Below are 17413 nucleotides of genomic sequence, written 5' to 3' on the forward strand. Positions count from 1 at the left end.
CGCAACGGAATCACCCCCAAAAGCGGGAAACCCCATGACCTATACGGCGCCGACCACCGAACAGCTCTTTGTCCTCCAGCATATCGCGCGCATCGATGCGATGGCGCAGCACGACCGCTTTGCCGCGGCGACTCCCGACATGGTCGAGGCGATCGTCACCGGCATCGGCGACTTCGCGGCCGAGGTCTATGCGCCGCTCAACCGCGTCGGCGACGTCCAGAACCCGATATGGCAGGACGGCAAGGTCACGATGCCCCCGGGCTTCAAGGAAGCCTATAAGCAGTTCGTCGAGGCCGGCTGGGGCAGCATCGACGGCCCCGCCGCCTATGGCGGACAGGATCTGCCCTTCACCCTCGCGACGGTGATCATTGAGGCGCTGGGCAGCGCCGACATGGGCTTCACCCTTTGCAACATCCTGACCCCCGGCGCGATCCACGCGCTGATGGCCTATGGTACCGAGGAGCAGCGCCAGACCTGGCTGCCTAAGCTCGTCACCGGCGAATGGAACGGGACGATGAACCTGACCGAGCCTGCCGCGGGCAGCGACGTCGGCGCGCTGCGCTCGACCGCGGAAAAGGTTACCGAAGGCCCCAATGCGGGCCTCTACAAGATCAAGGGCCAGAAAATCTTCATCACCTTCGGCGAGCATGACCTCACCGACAATATCGTCCACCTCGTTCTCTCCCGCACACCCGGTGCGCCCGAAGGAACGCGCGGCATCTCGCTCTTCCTCGTGCCCAAATACCGCCTCGACGACGCCGGCAATCCCACCATCTCGAACGGCGTCCATTGCGCCTCGATCGAGCACAAGCTCGGCATCCACGGCTCGCCCACAGCGGTGATGGTCTATGGCGAGGGTGAGGATTGCCTAGGCGAGATCGTCGGCGACGAGATGGGCGGTATGAAGGCGATGTTCGTGATGATGAACAACGCGCGCCTGATGGTCGGCTGCCAGGGCGTCCAGATCGCCGAGCGCGCGACGCAGCAGGCGCAGCGCTACGCCGCCGAGCGCGTCCAGTCATCGCTCGCAGGCAGCGCCGACCGCACCCCAGTCACGATCGAGCACCACCCCGACGTCAAGCGCATGCTGTGGCGGATGCGCGCCCAGACCGAGGCGGCGCGCGCGCTCATCTATTATGCGTCGGCACAGACCGATTTCGGCAAACTCGGCGACGAAGCCGCCGCGCTGCGCGCCGAAGTCCTCATTCCGCTGGCAAAGGCGCACGCAACTGACATCGGCTGCGAGGTCGCCAGCCTCGGCGTGCAGGTGCATGGCGGCATGGGCTTCATCGAGGAAACCGGCGCCGCGCAGCATTATCGCGACGCGCGCATCGCGCCGATCTATGAAGGCACCAACGGCATCCAGGCCGCCGACCTCGTCGGGCGCAAGCTCGGGATGGCGGGCGGCGAAGGCGTGCGCAGCCTGCTCGCCGACATCACGCACGGCGCCGCCGGCCATCCCGAACTCGCCGACCTTGCCGCGGCATGCACCGCGGTCACCGACTGGCTCGAACAGGCGAACGCGCCCGACCGGCTCGCGGGCAGCTACCCCTATCTCACCATGCTCGCGACCGCGACCTGCGGCTGGCTGATGGCCGTCGAGCAGCAGGGCGCGCGCGCCGCGCTCGACGCGGGCGATAGCGATACCGCCTTCCTCGAAGCGAAAATCGCCTCGACGCGCTTCTATCTGCAACAGATCGTCCCCGCGGCCACCGGCCTCGCGCCCTCGGCGCTCGCCGGCGACGCCGCGCTGGAGCCACTGCCGCGCCTTGGTTGACGCCGGAAAAGCCGCGCCGCGCACCGCGATCGGGCGGCGCGGTTTCCCGGCATGATTAACGCGATGCTAACCAGGTTCAGTTAATGCCAACGGGTCATTTTGGAGACCCGTGCGTGCCAGTTAAGGTCAAGAGCCTTTTCATCAGTTGGCGAACGATCGCGCTGGCGCTGTTGCTCAGCGTGGCCGCGGGCCTGTCGTCGATCGCCGAACCCGTCGACCGCATCCTAGAAAGCGCCGTCGGTGCTGTCGCTTGGCGCCCAGTGTCGGGCGACATCGTCGTCGTCGCCCTCGACGACCGGACAATCGAAAAATATGGCCGTGACGATTTTTCAGTCGGACGCCACGCTCAAGTCATTGATGCAGTCGACCGGGCCGGCGCCAACCGGCTGTTTGTCGACTTTACCTACGAACGGCGCCGCAACGATCGCGACCTTCCGCTGCTTACCAATGCCGTAAAACGAATGCATGACCGTATCATCCTTGCCGCGGCCACAAAATCGGTCCGCGGGACGACGGCCGAGCTGAATAAACTGCCTGGTCCAGCATTCGGAAATGAATTTCAGGTTGGCGTTATAGGCTGGGAATTCGCGTTTTGGCAGGTCTGGCGAATTCCTGCGGCGGTAACGGTCGACGGGCGGTTGATGCCCAGCTTTTCGGCAATGATGGCGCATTATCATCCTCTTGCCGCGAGCGTCTATGCGCTCGACTATTCGTACAATGTCGATTCCATTCCGACCTACAGCGCGGCTGACCTGCTTTCGGGCAAGGTCGGCAGGCGCGAACTGGCGGGCAAGGATGTCATCTTTGCCGCGACAGCCGAAGCATTTCAGGACATCCATTATCTGCCCGGCAAAGATCGCGTGCCCGGCGCCTATGTTCATGTCGTCGGCGCCGAAACATTGAAGCGCGGCACGCCGTTCGACATCGGTTGGACGCCGGCCTTCGCGCTCGCCGCCATCGCCCTTATCACCGCCTTGTCACTACGCCAGACGCGGTGGTACAATCTTGCAGTCGCCGCCACGGTTTCGGCGTTGATCGTTGGCAAGTTTGTTTTGATGACGATGCTGATCAGCAGTTCGATTGGTGCTGGCCTGTTTTTCGTTGCGACTGTTACTGCCAATGTTTCGCGGTCGAGGCGTCGCCGGTCGGCGCAGCGTGAGAATCCTTTGTCCGGCTTGCCCAATTTCGAGGCACTGCGCACCCAGCAGTCTTTCGGCAGTGCGACCGTAATATCCGCTAAGGTCGTAAATTTCGAAGACCTTGCCGCCTTCATTCCAGGCGAGGGACTGAGCAAGCTCGTCGGGCAGGTGACCCGCCGGCTTCAGCTCGCATCGCAAGGAACCACCCTCTATCACGATCTCGACGGCACCTTCGCGTGGCTCGTCCCCTATTATCAGCACAGCCAGATCGAGACGCAACTCATGGGGCTCGCCGCGCTGTTCAACGCGCCGCTGACGATCGACGAGTTGAAGGTCGACGTGTCGATGGCTTTCGGGGTCAATGACGAGTTCGAAGGCTCGAACGCGCAGCGTCTCGCCGCCGCGCTCGTCGCCGCCGAAAAATCGATCCGCAGCCGCGTCCTGTGGACCAAATATACGCCGCAGCAAAAAGACGATGCGGGTTGGCAGCTCAGCTTCCACTCGCAGCTCGAGGATGCGCTGAATGCTGGCGACATCTGGGTCGCCTTCCAGCCGCAATATCAAATCGCGACGCGGCAGCTCGTCGGGGTCGAGGCGCTCGTGCGCTGGACGCACCCCACGCGCGGACCGATCTCGCCCGACGAATTCATCGTCCAGGCCGAAAAGAGCCAGGACATCTATCGCCTGACCCTGTTCGTCATGGACCAGGCGATCCGTTCGGCGGCGCAGTTGCAGAAACTCGGCACCGAAATTCACATGTCGGTTAATCTCTCTGCGACCCTACTCGATCACAAGGATCTCGTCTCGACGATCCGCGTCATGCTTAGCGCGCATCATCTGCCGCCCGAACGGCTGACCATCGAAATCACCGAAACCGCGCAGATCGAAAACAGCCTCCAGGCGCGTCAGACGCTCGCGCAGATCCGCCGCGCCGGCATGCGCCTGTCGATCGACGACTATGGCACGGGGCAGTCAAACCTCGAATATCTGACCGAAATCGAGGCTGACGAGATCAAGATCGACAAGCGATTCGTCATGACCATGCGCGATTCGCAGCGCAACCTCGAAGTGGTCAAATCGACCATCGATCTCGCCCACCGCCTGGGCGCCACCGCAGTCGCCGAAGGCATCGAAGATGCGCAGACAATGGCGCTCCTCGACCAGCTTGGCTGCGATATCGGCCAGGGCTATCTGCTTGGCAAACCACAGCTAATTAGCGACCTGCTCGCCAGCCTCTCCACCCCCTCCGACAGCCGCCGCGCCTAAGCTGCCAGATTGGCCGGGAATTTATAGTTAAGACTCGATTTACCATGTCGATTAAGGTATATGCTCCGTTAACTGTTCTTCGTGGGCAGTACCGACAGGAGATCTGACATGGGTTGGTTTTGGCGATTCCTGGGTGGCGGCGGCTCCGGCAACGGCGGCACGTCGGCTTAACCCGAACGAATTTCAAAGATTGGGCCTCGGCATTGCCGGGGCCTTTTCTTTTTGGGGTAAAGCCCTTCTCCCGAGGCACCCGACATCTTGTGCCGCCGCACCGATTTTTTGCGACAGCGATGCTCTTTCGCCACATATGGCCGAACCCCGCGGAAACGCTGGCGATCGCTCCCTGAGGCGTGCTTTTCCATCGACGAGTTGAATCAAATCAGCGACGAACCGAGTCCCTAATCTGTCATTTACTCTCTTGCATCGTCGCGCCGACGTGGCACTATAGATGGTGGGTAGACCACGGGGGCACCCCAAGAATTAGTATGCGGCCGAAAGTGGCGGATTTCCGCGCTCCATCCCATATGGGGGCGGGAAGCAGCTTTTTGCGTCCGAAAATAAGTGCCACCCGGCGGTCGAATGGTGCTAGGCTGGGGCTTCGCCCTGAGTCGAACAAGACGGGAACAGACTGCGCCGCTGCGCGGTCGGAAAACGGGGCATTGAAACATGGATTTTCGCGAGACCGAACGGGTGGAGACAAGCGACGTGGCGACGGTGGAACTGACAAAGAATGACGCTCCGGCAGCGCCCGAATCGGGTGCCGAATCAAAGGCTGCGGCACCCGCCGCAAAGCTCAACGATTCGTCGGAGCCCAAGGTGCATGCGCGCCGATTCGAGGTCGTCACTGATTCGTCGCGCGATTCGCTGCTGACCGATTTCGGCAAGGAAACCTTGCAGGACCGTTATCTGCTCCCCGGCGAATCCTATCAGGATCTCTTTGCCCGCGTCGCCTCGGCCTATGCCGATGATGCCGAGCATGCGCAGCGCCTCTACGACTATATCTCGAAGCTGTGGTTCATGCCCGCGACCCCCGTTCTTTCGAACGGCGGCACCGGCCGCGGCCTGCCGATCAGCTGCTACCTCAATTCGGTCGACGACAGCCTCGAAGGGATCGTCGGCACTTGGAACGAGAATGTCTGGCTCGCGTCGCGCGGCGGCGGCATCGGCACCTATTGGGGCGCGGTGCGCGGCATCGGTGAACCCGTGGGCCTCAACGGCAAGACCAGCGGTATCATCCCCTTCGTCCGCGTGATGGACTCGCTCACCCTCGCCATCTCGCAGGGCAGCCTTCGCCGCGGCTCGGCCGCCTGCTATCTCGACATCTCGCACCCCGAGATCGAGGAGTTCCTCGAGGTCCGCAAGCCGTCGGGCGACTTCAACCGCAAGGCGCTGAACCTCCACCACGGCGTCCTCATCACCGACGAATTCATGGAAGCGGTGCGCGACGGCAAGGAATTCAACCTCCGCTCGCCCAAGGACCAGAGCGTCCGCGGCACCGTCGACGCGCGCAGCCTGTTCCAGAAGCTCGTCGAGACGCGCCTCGCGACGGGCGAGCCCTACATCATCTTCATCGACCAGGTGAACCGCATGATGCCCAAGCATCATCGCGATCTCGGGCTCAAGGTGTCGACCTCGAACCTCTGCTCGGAAATCACGCTGCCGACGGGCCGCGACCATCTCGGCAACGATCGCACCGCGGTCTGCTGCCTCTCGTCGCTCAACCTCGAAACCTGGGACGAGTGGAACGGCGACAAGCGCTTCATCGAAGATGTCATGCGCATGCTCGACAATGTCCTCCAAGACTATATCGACCGCGCGCCGCCCGAAATGGCGCGCGCCAAATATAGCGCCAGCCGCGAACGCTCGGTCGGCCTCGGCGTCATGGGCTTCCACAGCTTCCTCCAGGCGCGCGGCCTGCCGTTCGAGGGGGCGATGGCGAAGTCGTCGAACCTGCGTATCTTCAAGCATATCCGCGCGCAGGTCGATCAGGCGTCGATGCTGCTCGCCAACGAGCGCGGCCCCTGCCCCGACGCCGCCGACCAGGGCGTGATGGAGCGTTTTTCGTGCAAGATGGCGATCGCGCCGACCGCGTCGATCAGCATCATCTGCGGCGGCACCAGCGCGTGTATCGAGCCGATCCCGGCGAACATCTACACGCATAAGACGCTCTCGGGCAGCTTCTCGATCCGCAACCCGCACCTCGAAGCCCTGCTCGTCGACAAGGCGAAGAACAGCGACAATATCTGGAACTCGATCCTCGAGCGCGGCGGCAGCGTCCAGCACCTCGACTTCCTGACGCAGGACGAAAAGGATGTGTTCAAGACGAGCTTCGAGATCGACCAGCGCTGGCTGCTCGAACTCGCCGCCGACCGCACGCCCTATATCGACCAGGCGGCGTCGCTGAACCTGTTCATCCCGGCGGACGTCGAGAAATGGGATCTGCTCATGCTCCACTACCGCGCGTGGGAACTCGGCATCAAATCGCTCTATTATCTCCGCTCGAAATCGGTCCAGCGCGCCGGCTTCGCGGGCGGGGTCGAGGCCGACAACACGCCCGAGGCGGCGAAGTTCGAGCTTTCGGCCGAGAGCACCGATTATGACGAGTGTCTGGCCTGCCAATAAGGATCTAACCCCATGAACAAGAATGCGGGTTGTACCCTCGCGGCGGTCGGAGCAGCGATCATTCTACTGCTCGTCTTCCTGATCGGCTATCCGCAGTATCGCGTCTATTCGCAACGCCTGGCGGGCGAGGCGGCGCTAGCCGAGGCGCAATCCTCGCGCCAAGTCGCAATACTTGAAGCTCGCGCAAAAAAGGAAAGCGCCATCTCGCTCGCCGATGCTGAGGTTATTCGTGCCAAGGGCGCCGCTCAGGCCAACGCTATCCTGCAGAACAGCCTTGGTGGCCCCGAGGGGTATCTGCGCTACCTTCAAATTCAGGCGCTCGAAGGGACCAAGGCCAGCCTGATCTATGTTCCGACCGAGGCGGGTTTGCCCGTCACCGAGTCACGTCGTCTTGACCAATAATCACACGCCATTCTGATCCGAGGAAACGCCGATGCCATTGCTCGAAGCCCGCAAAACCTACAAGCCCTTCGAATATCCCTGGGCCTATGATTTCTGGAAGCGCCAGCAGCAGATCCACTGGATGCCCGAGGAAGTGCCGCTGGGCGAGGATTGCCGCGACTGGGCGCAGAAGATCAGCGACCATGAACGCAATCTGCTCACCCAGATCTTCCGCTTCTTCACCCAGGCCGATGTCGAGGTGCAGGATTGCTACCACGACAAGTACGGCCGCGTGTTCAAGCCGACCGAGGTCAAGATGATGCTGACCGCGTTCAGCAACATGGAAACCGTTCACATCGCCGCTTATTCGCACCTGCTCGACACGATCGGCATGCCCGAAAGCGAATATGGCATGTTCCTCGAATATGACGAGATGCGCGCCAAGCACGACTATCTCGGCACCTTCGGCGTCGACAGCGACGAGGATATTGCGCGCACGCTCGCGATGTTCGGCGGCTTTACCGAGGGGCTGCAGCTGTTCGCCAGCTTCGCGATGCTGATGAACTTCCCGCGCTTCAACAAGATGAAGGGCATGGGCCAGATCGTCAGCTGGTCGGTGCGCGACGAAAGCCTGCACTGCGAAGGCATCACGCGCCTGTTCCACGCCTTCGTCAAGGAACGCGACTGCCTGACCAAGACGGTGAAGGAAGACATCATCGATTGCTGCCAGAAGACCGTGCGGCTCGAGGATGCGTTCATCGACCTTGCCTTCGAACAGGGCCCGGTTCCCGGCATGACGCCCAAAGAGATCAAGCGCTACATCCGCTACATCGCCGACTGGCGCCTGGGACAGCTCGGTTTCCAGCCGATCTACATGATCGACGAACACCCGCTGCCCTGGCTCGCCCCGCTGCTGAACGGCGTCGAGCATGCCAATTTCTTCGAAACGCGCGCCACCGAATATTCGAAGGCCGCGACGCGCGGCGACTGGAACACCGTGTGGACCAGCTTCGACAGCCGCAAGAAGGCCAAGGCGAACGACGACCCGGCCGCCGCGAGCAGTGACGATGGCGGCGACGACATGTTCAAACAGGCCGGCATCGCCGCGGAGTAACCAACGAACCCCTCTCCTTCAGAGCCTGCCCCGACGCAGGCCGGGGGGAAGAGCAGCGAAGCTTGCCGGCTTGCTGGCTTGACGAAGCGGGGTGGGCCACACGGCCCGAAACGATAATCGAAAAGAGAAGTCGCAAATGACCGACAAGAAAAAACTGAAATTGCTGATCCTCAGCCAGCCGCAACGCGCCTGCCTGGAGGGTCTGTCGAACCGCCGCCCCCAACTCCTCACCGACCCCGTCCGCGACGAACTCGTCGAGCTGGGTCTGGTGGCGCAACAGGGCGCGAAATGGACGCTGACCCCGACGGGCAAGAAGGTGCTGGCGGCGGGGTCGAACCGGCGGAACAAGGGCGGGTTTTCGGTTTGATCCGAAACCTGCGACGGTTATTGCGGCAGACATGACATTATAGCCGACGCAATGGCCCATGGATGCCGGATCAAGTCCGGAATGACGATGGGGAGGAAGCCAGACCGCTTAGCGTCTTCGTGTGAAATCCGAAAGGCCCGCCCCCGGCCACCCTCAATTCACCGTGACCCCGCTCGGCACCGCTTTCACCCCCGCCGCCGCGAACAGCACGCCACCGCGCACCGCTTCGGGGGAGCCTTCGAGCAGCGGCAGCTTCACCAGCTCGCGCGTTGTCTCGCTGTCGTCGTCTACGACCAGCCGCAGCGAGGCGATGCCGATGTCACTGCGTTCAACAACCACATCGCGGATTGTCGCCAGAGGCCACGACAGGCTGTTGCCGCGATAGAGGCGCATACCGTCGTGAAAGATCCAGGCGTCGCGCTGGCGCCACAGGCGGAAACAGGTCGACAGGCCGATCGCCGCGGCGATCATCGCCGTCGTCGCCACCGCATCGCCGAAGACCAGGTTCCGCAGCATCGCGCCCATGCCGTCGCCGCGCACCGGCTCCGCCTGCCCCAGCGCCAGCGCCGCCAATATCAGCGCGCAAACGATCGCCCCCGCCAGCAGCGGTTTGGGCTTCAGCCGCGCGATCACGACGATCCTTCTGTCCCCATTGCTCATCAACCGCACAAATAGGGACAGCTGCGCCCCGACGCCAGCCCCGCCAGCGCAACCCCGCCGCTTCCCGTTTCCACGCCCCCGGCCCCGTGATCCCAGGCGAAGGCCGGGGCACACAGCAACAGTCCCACCCGATCCTCCCTTTGGCGAAGCCATGGGGAGGTGGCAGCCCGCAAGGGCTGACGGAGCAGCCGCTGGCGCTGCGCGCCGTCTGCGATTCTCCATCGCTGCGCGGCAGGGGGGATCGCGTACACGCCGCTTGCGCCCCGCCGAGTCCAGCCGTATTATACAAACAACACAGCAAGGAGCTTCGACCCATGTCCCTCGCCCTTCTCCTCGCCGCCGCACTGGCGCCCGCGCCGCAGGCCCCACCTGCACCCCCGCCCGCCGTCGCTGCGCAGTCCGCGCCGATGCCGACCGGCGCCGCGCTCGACGCGGCGATTGCGGCAAACGATGCGCGGCTGTTCTGGGCGGTGTTCGAAGGCTGCGATCCCGCCGCGCTGCCCGATCTGCTCACCCCGGATTACCGGATGCTCCACGACAAGGACGGGCTGGCTATCGCCGACCGCGCCGATTTCGTCGCGGGGATGGAGAAAAATTGCGCCGCACGCGCGCCCGGCGGTGCGCAGGCGGGCTATCGCAACCGCCGCCTGCTCGTCCCCGGATCGCGCGTCATCCGCGCGCTCGGCGACTGGGGCGCACTCGAAGAGGCGGCGCATGTCTTCTTCGAATGGAATGCCAAGGACGCGCGCTGGGACATGGTCGGCGGCGCGCGCTACATGCACGTCTGGCAATGGATGCCCGCCGAAGGCCGCTTCCGCCTGTCGGAAAGCCTGAGCTACGACCACGGCGCGGCTGCCCCCTATCCCCCGACCGCGGCCGACTGATCCGTCGTTCTTCCGAATCCGGGACCGCGCGCCGCCAGCCGGTCCGCCCCGCCCGCGGGGTGAGCGGTGCGCAGGCGGGCCGCCGCCATGCTATGCTGCGCGCCTGAAAGGAGAAAGCCCATGCAACCCGTGACCGAAGGCGACCGTCGCAAGGAACTCGGCACTCTCCTCCGCCAGATCGCGGCGCATCCCGAACGCGACTGGAGCGCGGCTCGGCGGCGGATCGCGACGCTCAACAAGCTGATCGCGCGGCGGCCCACCCCCGCCTGATCGCTCCGTCGCGCGCGCCGGTCGATCCGCCGCCCGTGCGGCAACGAACGCCCGGCGCGCCGGTTTGTCGTCGGCAAGGCCGTCCATCTCCCCTTCCCCCCTCCGGGCGGCCTTGATCGGACAATAAGGAGAAACCCGATGCGCAAGACCGTTATGACGCTCGCCGCTAGTGCCGCGATCGTCGCCGTTCCCGCCGTCGCGCAGGTCGGCCTTGGCGGCGCGGCCAATGTCAACGCGGGCGCCGCACTCGATCCCGCGACCACCGTCGGCGGCGTGACCGACCGCGTCGGCCAGACGGTCGCCAGCGTCGATGGCGCCGCGAACGATGCGGTCGATTCGGCGAAGCTGACGCTCGCAACGCGCGAACAGGTGCGCGCCGGTGCACAGGTGACCGACGCCAAGGGCGCGAGCATCGGCACGGTGCAGGGTATCGACGGCGACAATGCGATCGTCGTCGACGGCGGCAAGCTCTACAATGTCCCGCTTTCGGCGCTCTACAGCCAGGCCGACAGCGTGACCGGGCCGCTGGTGACGAAGCTGCCCAAGGCCGATCTGTCGGTCCGCGCGGCGGGTGCCGCAGAAGCGCGCTAATACGCTGTCGGCCTTTCGGGGCCACAATCGATGATCGCCGTCCCGTGGGTCGCGGGACGGCGACCGGAACGGAGCCGGGCGATGTGCCCCGGCTCCGTTTTTGACTCAGCGCAATGCACGCCGGCGCATTGGGGGTAAGATCGGCGGATTATCGAAGCAGGAGGAAGGCCCCATGTCGCATACCCCCCACGAACTGGCCGACGCATTTCCCGACGATGCCGCGGCAATCCACCGGCTCAAGGAAAGCGACGCACATTTTGCGGCGCTGGCGGAGCACTACCATGTCGTCAACCGCGCCATCCACCGCGCCGAGAGCGAAGTCGAGCCGGTGTCCGACGAACATGCCGAGGAACTGAAGCGGCAGCGGCTGGCGCTGCTCGACGAGATCGCCGCGATCATCGCGGCGGAGCAGACGACATGAGCCGCGGCGGTGACAGCTTCGCCTCGGTGCGCACCGGGCTGATCCTGCGCCTCGCCGACCTCAGAGCGCGCGGGGCGCGGGTCGCCTCCGACCTTACCGCGCCGATCAGCGCCGACGCCGAAGATGCAGCGATCGAGCGCGAGGATGACGATGCGCTGGCGAGCGAGGATGCGCTGCTGGCGCGCCAAGTCGCGGCGGTGACGGCGGCGATCGCCCGCATCGACGAAGGGAGCTACGGCATCTGCACCAGCTGCGGCAAGGATATCGGCGAGGAACGGCTCGCCGCCAAGCCCGAGGCGGCGCTCTGCATCGAATGCGCGCGCAAGCTTTCGGCCTGATGCGCACATGAAATGGCCCGCCCGGAGGCAGCTGGGCGGGCCAGTTTCGGTGCCGGGCGCCCGATTGCGTCCCGGCCATCTGTTATCGGGGTGTCGGTCAATCCGCCTCTTCGAACAAATCGGCCGCATTGGCGGCGGTCGCCGACAGGCGCACCGTATCGCCTTCGACCGCGGCGACGAGGCCGGCGGGCAGATAATGGTGCCCGGCGCCTTCGCCATCTTCGGCCTGGGGGCTGTCGGCCTTGGTCAGCTTGATGCGTTCGCCATCGACATGATCAACGGTACCGACATGGACGCCGTCGGCGCCGATGACGGCCATATGTTCCTTGATAGCGCTATGATCGTGTTCGGCCATGGTTCTTCTCCTTGCCGCGCCGTCGCCAGCTGATCCGGCGGCCGCGACGGGGATGATACGCATGGGGCGCCGAGTCGGGTCCATCGGCTTGGACGAAGCGCTCCGAAACCGCGCCGGCTTTCCAAGCGGCGACACGCGGGCTAGCCTGGCCGCCATGCGCTTCCCCCTTCTCCTCGCTGTTTTCGCCTGCCTCGCCACGCCGCTTCCCGCCGCCGCCTGCTCGCCCGCGCCAGGCTATGCGGTGCCGACCAACATGGAACTGACCGCCGAAGCCGAGTTGGTCCTCCTCGCCACCGTCACCGGCGGCACCCCGATGGACGCGGCCGGCGCCCCCGACAACATGCGCCTCGACATCCGGCCGATCGCGGCGCTCAAGGGCAATCTTGCCGACGCGCCGAAGACGCTTCCGATCGCGCTCGCCACCGGCCGCTTCGCCACGCTCAGCAATCCCTACGAGCTCCAGCACGCCCATCCGCTCGCCTATATCGGCGGCTGCGTCCGCTACATGGTGCCGCTCGGCTCGCGCCTGCTTTTCTTCCTTGACCGCCACGATGGAGAATGGGGGCCGGCGGGCGGCCCCTTCTCGCGCTGGGCCGAAGATGTGCCCGGCGACGACGCGCCGTGGCTTACCGCGGTGCGCTTTTACCTCGAGGTGATGGCGCTGCCTGAAGCCGAGCGCGCGGCGGCGCTGACCGATCGCCGCGATACGCTGCGCGCGCGCCGCGACGACCCCGTCGCGCAATTGCTGGCCGACGATCTCGACGCGCAGCTTGCAGGACCGAACAAGCCGCTGCGCGAGGCCTTACCCCCTGCGCCCGGCGGCGACTAGCACCACGGGCGCCGATACCCTTCCCACGGCCGCGCCAGCCCCGCATCGATGAGCACGCTGCCCACGCTCACCCCGTCGCGGGTGGCGATGCGCAGCTTGCGCCCGTAACGATCGCTGTCGCGTCCGTTTTCTTCGAGCCGGAAGGCCCCGGAATTGAGCCAATCGCGCAGCCGCTCGGTCGCCCGCGTCCCCAAACGCGCCTCCTGCGCGCAACGCGGCGGATGCGTCTCCGGGGTGTCGATGTCGGCGAGGCGGTATTTCTAGCCCTCGAACCAGAAGGTGTCGCCATCGACGACGCAATTGCGCCCGCCTCCGGTATGACAAAATCCGAAATGCGCCGAATGCGGTTCCGGCGCGGCAGTGGGCCATGACAGCTCGGCGTGGGCCGGCGCGGATGCCTGCATCTGCAAGCCGCCAAAGTTCCCGCAAAGGCTCCGGCTGCCGCCACCAGCACCCACATCCCCCCAGATCGGCGGGCGCGGATACGGCGACGACACGAAGCGGAACGGATATCTGTCGGGTGCGGCATGCAGGCGAATTTGCCAGCGCAGGCATACCAAAGTAATGACGAGTGCGGTCCGAACCGCCAGCGACGACCGGCAGACGCCGCCACTGCGGCGCCACATTGATCAGGATCAATGCCGCCGCGCCGCCGCTCATTCATGTCAGGGCTTCCGAACCACCAAGGAGCCCCAGACATGACCGATCCCTTGACCCAAACCCCCGTTCTTCTTTTCGCGCTGATGATGGTGAGCTTCATCGTCGTCGTCGGCGGCCTCGCGACGGCGGATATGATGCGCAAACGGCGCGATTGACGGGCTCGCGGGCTGGTGCAGCCTGAAGCGGAACGGTAGGCTGCGCCATCAATCCCGATCCGAGAGGAACCTCACGATGTCACCGTCCCGCCCGCTCGCGCTTGCCTTCGCTGTTGCCGGCCTTGCCCTTCTGTCGCCGTTGCATGCCGCTGATATGGGTAAGGCGTCGCCCGACCCGATGGCATCTTTTCATAGCGGTACGGCCATCCCGGCGTTCGGCAAGGTCGCAAGTGTCACCGACGCCGATATGCGCATTCCCCCCGGAACCGAATTTCACATCGCGTTCGACGTTGCCACGGCGAAAGAGGCGACACTCAATCGCACGCTGGAATCGGCCGCCCGCTTTCTCAACATGCAGGTCGAAGCCGGGGTACCGGCGGAACGCATCCATCTCGCAATTGTCGTGCATGGCCCCGCAACCTTCGATGTGGCGGGCGCCGAAGCCTATGGGCGTAAGTATCCCAGCGCGGAAAATCCCAACGCCGCGCTTGTCGATGCCCTGATCAAGGCCGGTGTCCGTGTTATCGTGTGCGGCCAAAGCGCGGCGGGACAGGGCGTCAAAAAGACCGATCTGCTCCCGGGCGTCGAACTGGCATTATCGGCGATGACCGCCCACGCGCTGCTTCAGCAGCAGGGCTATACGCTCAATCCCTTTTAGGCCGTAGACTCATAAACGCGGAGCCAAAGCCGCATTGACGCAAGTTGGACCATGGCCAGGAAGTTTTCGGCGAGCTTGTCATATCGGGTGGCCACCCTACGGAAGTGCTTCAGCTTGGAGAAGAAGCGCTCGATCAGGTTGCGCTCGCGGTACAGCCATGTGCTGAAGTACGGTTTCGACCTCCGGTTTGCCTTGGGCGGGATATTGGCGAACGCTCCTTTTCCGTGGAGAGACGCCCGAATGCGATCGGCATCATATGCCTTGTCCGCCAGCACGATCGTTCCGGCGCTGACATGATTGAGTAGTTCGTCAGCAGCTTGGCCGTCATGGCTTTGCCCGGCGGTCAGACTCAGCCGGATCGGGAGGCCTTGCCCATCGACGACCGCGTGGATTTTGGTCGTGAGGCCGCCTCGGGAGCGACCGAGACAATGATCTCGATCCCCCTTTTTGCCGTCGCAGCCTGCTGGTGCGCCCGGATGGAAGTGCTGTCGATCATTTGAATGTCGCCATCATGCGCGGCGGTGATGGCGTCCATCATCCGATCCCACACGCCAGCTTTCCGCCATCGTATGAAGCGGTTGTAGCAAGTGGTGCGTGGACCATAGCGTTCGGGCAAGTCTCGCCACGGCGCACCGGATCGCAGCACCCAGAAGATGCCGTTCAGCACCCGCCGGTCATCAACGCGTGGCACGCCCCTGGGTTTGTTGGGCAGCAGCGGCTCGATCACGCGCCACTCGAAGTCGGTCAGGTCATATCGGCTCATGCCGACGCTGAATCAGAGAAACTCCCTGAGGGAAAGATCTTCCGTTCAAAAACCGTAGGCCTTTGGGTTGGCGAGTACGGTGTCGACCGTAAAATGCGGATCAGTAACTTCCACTTGCTCCAGCAGCGCGAGCATCTCCTGCCGATCTCGCCGCCTCACCGCAGCATCCCACTGACCGAGAATGCCACCATGAAATAGCCGCTCATTGACCGTCATACCCATCAAGCTGGGATCGTGCTGCTCATCCATAAATGCAGGGTGGCACAGCCGAGCCCCAACGCCAACGTTTTATGGGTTCACGGCCTAGTACCGCCGATATTCAGGGAGCGCCGCGCGGTTCGTCGTCTTCTACCCCGCCCGGTCCCAATTCGTCATCCTCGTCATCGTCGCTGCGTTCGCCGCGATAGGCGTCCATGTCGATGCGGCCCGATCGTTCCATCTGCCGCATATGATCGACCAGATCCTGCGCGTCGTCGCCCTCGTCGCGCGCGGGCACTTTCCGGCTGTCTTCGAGGGGACGCGCCTGCCGCGCCGCCGCGGCGACAGTTTGCGCCTGTGCGGGTTCGTCATCCTGTTCGCGGTTGACCATTTCGGGGGCATCTTCGTCGGGGGAAGCGGGCATCGAACCATCTCCTTGATTGCGCCTATCGGCCCCAATAGCCTGTGCGGCGGGAATGGATCGAAAACGCCCGTGCGGCGGGGACAGTTCCTCAGGCGGCGCTCGCCAGAACCTTGTTTTCGATGACCCGAATGAAGGCTTCGGAATCCTGTGCACCAGGGATCAGCATGCGGCCGCCAAGGATGAAGGCCGGAACGCCGGTGACATTATTGTCTGCCCAATAAGCCTCTTCCATCCGCACCATCTCGGCATAGTCGTCGCCGTCCAGAATCGCGGCGGCGCGAGCCGCGTCGAGTCCGACCGAGGCCGCGACATCGATCAGGACGGCGGGATCGCCGACGTCGCGATTGTCGGTGAAATGGGCGCGGAACAGCGCGAGTTTCAGCGCGGTCTGAACGCCGGTCGCTGCCGCCTGATCGGGCTCTTCCAACGCTCCGGCCCAGGTGAGCAAACGATGCGCATCGAAGCTGTTGCGCATCCGAAAACCCGGCCCCCGATTGAATGCAAAGCCGAGGTCGGCCGCAATCGCCGCCAGTCGCCCGCTATTGGCCCGGCTCTGTTCTTGGGTAATCCCGTATTTCCGGATGACGTGTTCGACCGCGTCTTCGCCCTCGGGGGGCATGTGCGGATTGAGTTCGAAAGGGTGCCATTGGACACGGAAGGCCAACCGTCCCTCAAAATGCGCCATGACCTTCTGAAACTTCAGCCAGCCGATAATGCACCAGGGGCACATCACGTCGGACACGATATCAACGCTGAGGCGCGGCAATTCTGTTCGGGTCACGGTCATTCTCCTGAACCGTGCCGCCAGCCTGCCCGATCGGTCAGCCCCCGGTACGGCGTTCCTTGCCCGACCGCCGGTCGCCCTGACGGCGCTCGGGGCCATTGTAGTCGGGATCGTCCGCGACGCGCCGATCGCTCTGGCGCCGGTCCGAACGGTCCCGCTTGTCGTCATCGGATGTCATGTGCGGCCCCTTTCACACAGGAAACAGAAGCGCGACCCGATATAAATTTACGCATAAACCGGCCCGCAACACAACAGGACCGAATTTCTCGTTACCGATCAGCTCATTATGACGAAATCTCGACCCCCGAAGCCGCAGCCGAGGCGCGCGAGAGCATATAATAGGCCGTGATCATCAGGCCGACCGACAAGGCTTCGATAATCATCGCCTGCACGATGCCGCCATTGACCATGTCGCCGCTCGCCACCCCGATCAGGCGGCCGACTAGCGCAGTGCCGTAAAGCGCAGCGGGAACCAGCAGCGCGCGCGACCAGCCGCGCAGCAGCCCCCCGAGCGCCGCGCCACCGGCGGCCACGAGGAAAAAGGCCGACATGTCGGCACGCACCGTGTTCGCGGCGACGCCATCGGCAATGATTCCGAAGGTTTCGGTAAAGCTGGCAGGGTTCAACACGCCGCGAATGCCGACGATGAAAAAGAGCAGCGCCCAGAGCAGGACCGCGCCGCGCAACACCCAATTGACCATGATCGTCTCTCCCCTTGCTTAGCGCCGAAGCTGCGGCATCGGGACAGAAAGTGCAA

The 17413-nt window shown here is 64.2% G+C and carries 23 protein-coding genes; 13 read left to right on the top strand and 10 right to left on the bottom strand.

Annotated features, from left to right (window positions below):
- The first annotated feature begins 34 nt into the window (after nt 1–34).
- The 6 genes from AOA14_RS03215 (at nt 35) to AOA14_RS03240 (ending at nt 8666) form a co-directional block, all read left to right on the top strand.
- On the top strand, nt 35–1777 hold the full coding sequence (locus tag AOA14_RS03215; RefSeq protein WP_062900730.1) for an acyl-CoA dehydrogenase: 1743 nt from the start codon (nt 35–37) through the stop codon (nt 1775–1777).
- Nucleotides 1778–1890: 113 nt separating this feature from the next.
- A complete protein-coding gene (locus tag AOA14_RS03220; RefSeq protein ID WP_062900731.1) occupies nt 1891–4182 on the top strand; it encodes an EAL domain-containing protein in 2292 nt (763 codons plus the stop codon).
- A 666-nt stretch (nt 4183–4848) separates the two neighbouring features.
- Nucleotides 4849–6804, top strand: a complete 1956-nt coding sequence (locus AOA14_RS03225) for a ribonucleoside-diphosphate reductase subunit alpha (protein ID WP_062900732.1) — start codon at nt 4849–4851, stop codon at nt 6802–6804.
- 12 nt (nt 6805–6816) lie between these two features.
- Nucleotides 6817–7206: an SPFH domain-containing protein gene (locus tag AOA14_RS03230; protein WP_062900733.1), complete on the top strand. Its 390-nt coding sequence runs from the start codon at nt 6817–6819 to the stop codon at nt 7204–7206.
- A 31-nt stretch (nt 7207–7237) separates the two neighbouring features.
- Nucleotides 7238–8299: a ribonucleotide-diphosphate reductase subunit beta gene (locus AOA14_RS03235; protein WP_062900734.1), complete on the top strand. Its 1062-nt coding sequence runs from the start codon at nt 7238–7240 to the stop codon at nt 8297–8299.
- A 136-nt stretch (nt 8300–8435) separates the two neighbouring features.
- The gene (locus AOA14_RS03240) at nt 8436–8666 is read left to right on the top strand and encodes a hypothetical protein (protein ID WP_062900735.1); all 231 of its coding nucleotides are present in this window, start codon (nt 8436–8438) and stop codon (nt 8664–8666) included.
- Between the two features lie 153 nt (nt 8667–8819).
- Here AOA14_RS03240 and AOA14_RS03245 read toward each other — a convergent pair whose 3' ends face one another.
- Nucleotides 8820–9326 (bottom strand): hypothetical protein, encoded by a 507-nt coding sequence (locus AOA14_RS03245; protein ID WP_234178538.1) that lies wholly within the window; start codon nt 9324–9326, stop codon nt 8820–8822.
- 314 nt (nt 9327–9640) lie between these two features.
- Here AOA14_RS03245 and AOA14_RS03250 point away from each other — a divergent pair, with 314 nt between their 5' ends.
- From AOA14_RS03250 to AOA14_RS03265, 5 genes are all read left to right on the top strand, one after another.
- Nucleotides 9641–10210 carry a DUF4440 domain-containing protein gene (locus AOA14_RS03250; RefSeq protein ID WP_062900737.1) on the top strand — a complete coding sequence of 190 codons (570 nt, stop codon included), beginning with the start codon at nt 9641–9643 and terminating at the stop codon, nt 10208–10210.
- A gap of 120 nt (nt 10211–10330) precedes the next feature.
- Entirely contained in the window at nt 10331–10480 is a 150-nt protein-coding gene (locus AOA14_RS19605) for a hypothetical protein (RefSeq protein WP_162928312.1), read from the top strand.
- Nucleotides 10481–10618: 138 nt separating this feature from the next.
- A complete protein-coding gene (locus tag AOA14_RS03255) occupies nt 10619–11071 on the top strand; it encodes a hypothetical protein (RefSeq protein WP_062900738.1) in 453 nt (150 codons plus the stop codon).
- Between the two features lie 172 nt (nt 11072–11243).
- Complete coding sequence (locus AOA14_RS03260; protein ID WP_062900739.1) at nt 11244–11492, top strand: HP1242/YdcH family protein; 249 nt, start codon at nt 11244–11246, stop codon at nt 11490–11492.
- Complete coding sequence (locus AOA14_RS03265) at nt 11489–11830, top strand: TraR/DksA family transcriptional regulator (RefSeq protein WP_062900740.1); 342 nt, start codon at nt 11489–11491, stop codon at nt 11828–11830. The genes AOA14_RS03260 and AOA14_RS03265 overlap by 4 nt, the downstream gene beginning before the upstream one ends.
- A gap of 97 nt (nt 11831–11927) precedes the next feature.
- Here AOA14_RS03265 and AOA14_RS03270 read toward each other — a convergent pair whose 3' ends face one another.
- Nucleotides 11928–12185 carry a DUF2171 domain-containing protein gene (locus AOA14_RS03270; protein ID WP_062900741.1) on the bottom strand — a complete coding sequence of 86 codons (258 nt, stop codon included), beginning with the start codon at nt 12183–12185 and terminating at the stop codon, nt 11928–11930.
- Nucleotides 12186–12339: 154 nt separating this feature from the next.
- Here AOA14_RS03270 and AOA14_RS03275 point away from each other — a divergent pair, with 154 nt between their 5' ends.
- Nucleotides 12340–13014, top strand: a complete 675-nt coding sequence (locus tag AOA14_RS03275) for a hypothetical protein (RefSeq protein ID WP_186402973.1) — start codon at nt 12340–12342, stop codon at nt 13012–13014.
- Here the strand turns inward: AOA14_RS03275 and AOA14_RS03280 are convergent.
- The gene (locus AOA14_RS03280) at nt 13011–13256 is read right to left on the bottom strand and encodes a thermonuclease family protein (RefSeq protein WP_322787190.1); all 246 of its coding nucleotides are present in this window, start codon (nt 13254–13256) and stop codon (nt 13011–13013) included. The genes AOA14_RS03275 and AOA14_RS03280 overlap by 4 nt on opposite strands.
- A gap of 18 nt (nt 13257–13274) precedes the next feature.
- On the bottom strand, nt 13275–13640 hold the full coding sequence (locus AOA14_RS20285) for a hypothetical protein (RefSeq protein WP_263587719.1): 366 nt from the start codon (nt 13638–13640) through the stop codon (nt 13275–13277).
- Between the two features lie 265 nt (nt 13641–13905).
- Between AOA14_RS20285 and AOA14_RS03285 the strand changes: the two genes are divergently transcribed.
- Nucleotides 13906–14487, top strand: a complete 582-nt coding sequence (locus tag AOA14_RS03285) for a DsrE family protein (protein WP_062900743.1) — start codon at nt 13906–13908, stop codon at nt 14485–14487.
- On the opposite strand, the gene AOA14_RS19120 is transcribed toward AOA14_RS03285, so the two are convergent.
- From AOA14_RS19120 to AOA14_RS03315, 6 genes are all read right to left on the bottom strand, one after another.
- Nucleotides 14484–15250, bottom strand: a protein-coding gene (locus AOA14_RS19120; RefSeq protein ID WP_202988304.1) for an IS5 family transposase whose coding sequence is annotated in 2 segments (ribosomal slippage) — nt 14484–14938 and nt 14938–15250 — 768 coding nt in all. Because the reading frame shifts where the segments join, the coding sequence is not laid out codon by codon here. The genes AOA14_RS03285 and AOA14_RS19120 overlap by 4 nt on opposite strands.
- A 45-nt stretch (nt 15251–15295) precedes the next feature.
- Nucleotides 15296–15499 (bottom strand): hypothetical protein, encoded by a 204-nt coding sequence (locus tag AOA14_RS03300; RefSeq protein ID WP_062900746.1) that lies wholly within the window; start codon nt 15497–15499, stop codon nt 15296–15298.
- A 70-nt stretch (nt 15500–15569) separates the two neighbouring features.
- Complete coding sequence (locus tag AOA14_RS03305) at nt 15570–15872, bottom strand: hypothetical protein (protein ID WP_062900747.1); 303 nt, start codon at nt 15870–15872, stop codon at nt 15570–15572.
- Between the two features lie 88 nt (nt 15873–15960).
- Nucleotides 15961–16659, bottom strand: a complete 699-nt coding sequence (locus AOA14_RS03310) for a DsbA family oxidoreductase (RefSeq protein WP_062900748.1) — start codon at nt 16657–16659, stop codon at nt 15961–15963.
- A 34-nt stretch (nt 16660–16693) separates the two neighbouring features.
- Nucleotides 16694–16834, bottom strand: coding sequence for a hypothetical protein (locus tag AOA14_RS19610; RefSeq protein ID WP_186402970.1), 141 nt, complete (start codon nt 16832–16834; stop codon nt 16694–16696).
- 106 nt (nt 16835–16940) lie between these two features.
- Nucleotides 16941–17357: a hypothetical protein gene (locus tag AOA14_RS03315; protein ID WP_062900749.1), complete on the bottom strand. Its 417-nt coding sequence runs from the start codon at nt 17355–17357 to the stop codon at nt 16941–16943.
- Nucleotides 17358–17413: the final 56 nt, after the last annotated feature.

The organism is Sphingopyxis terrae subsp. terrae NBRC 15098, assembly GCF_001610975.1.
GTDB lineage: Bacteria > Pseudomonadota > Alphaproteobacteria > Sphingomonadales > Sphingomonadaceae > Sphingopyxis > Sphingopyxis terrae_A.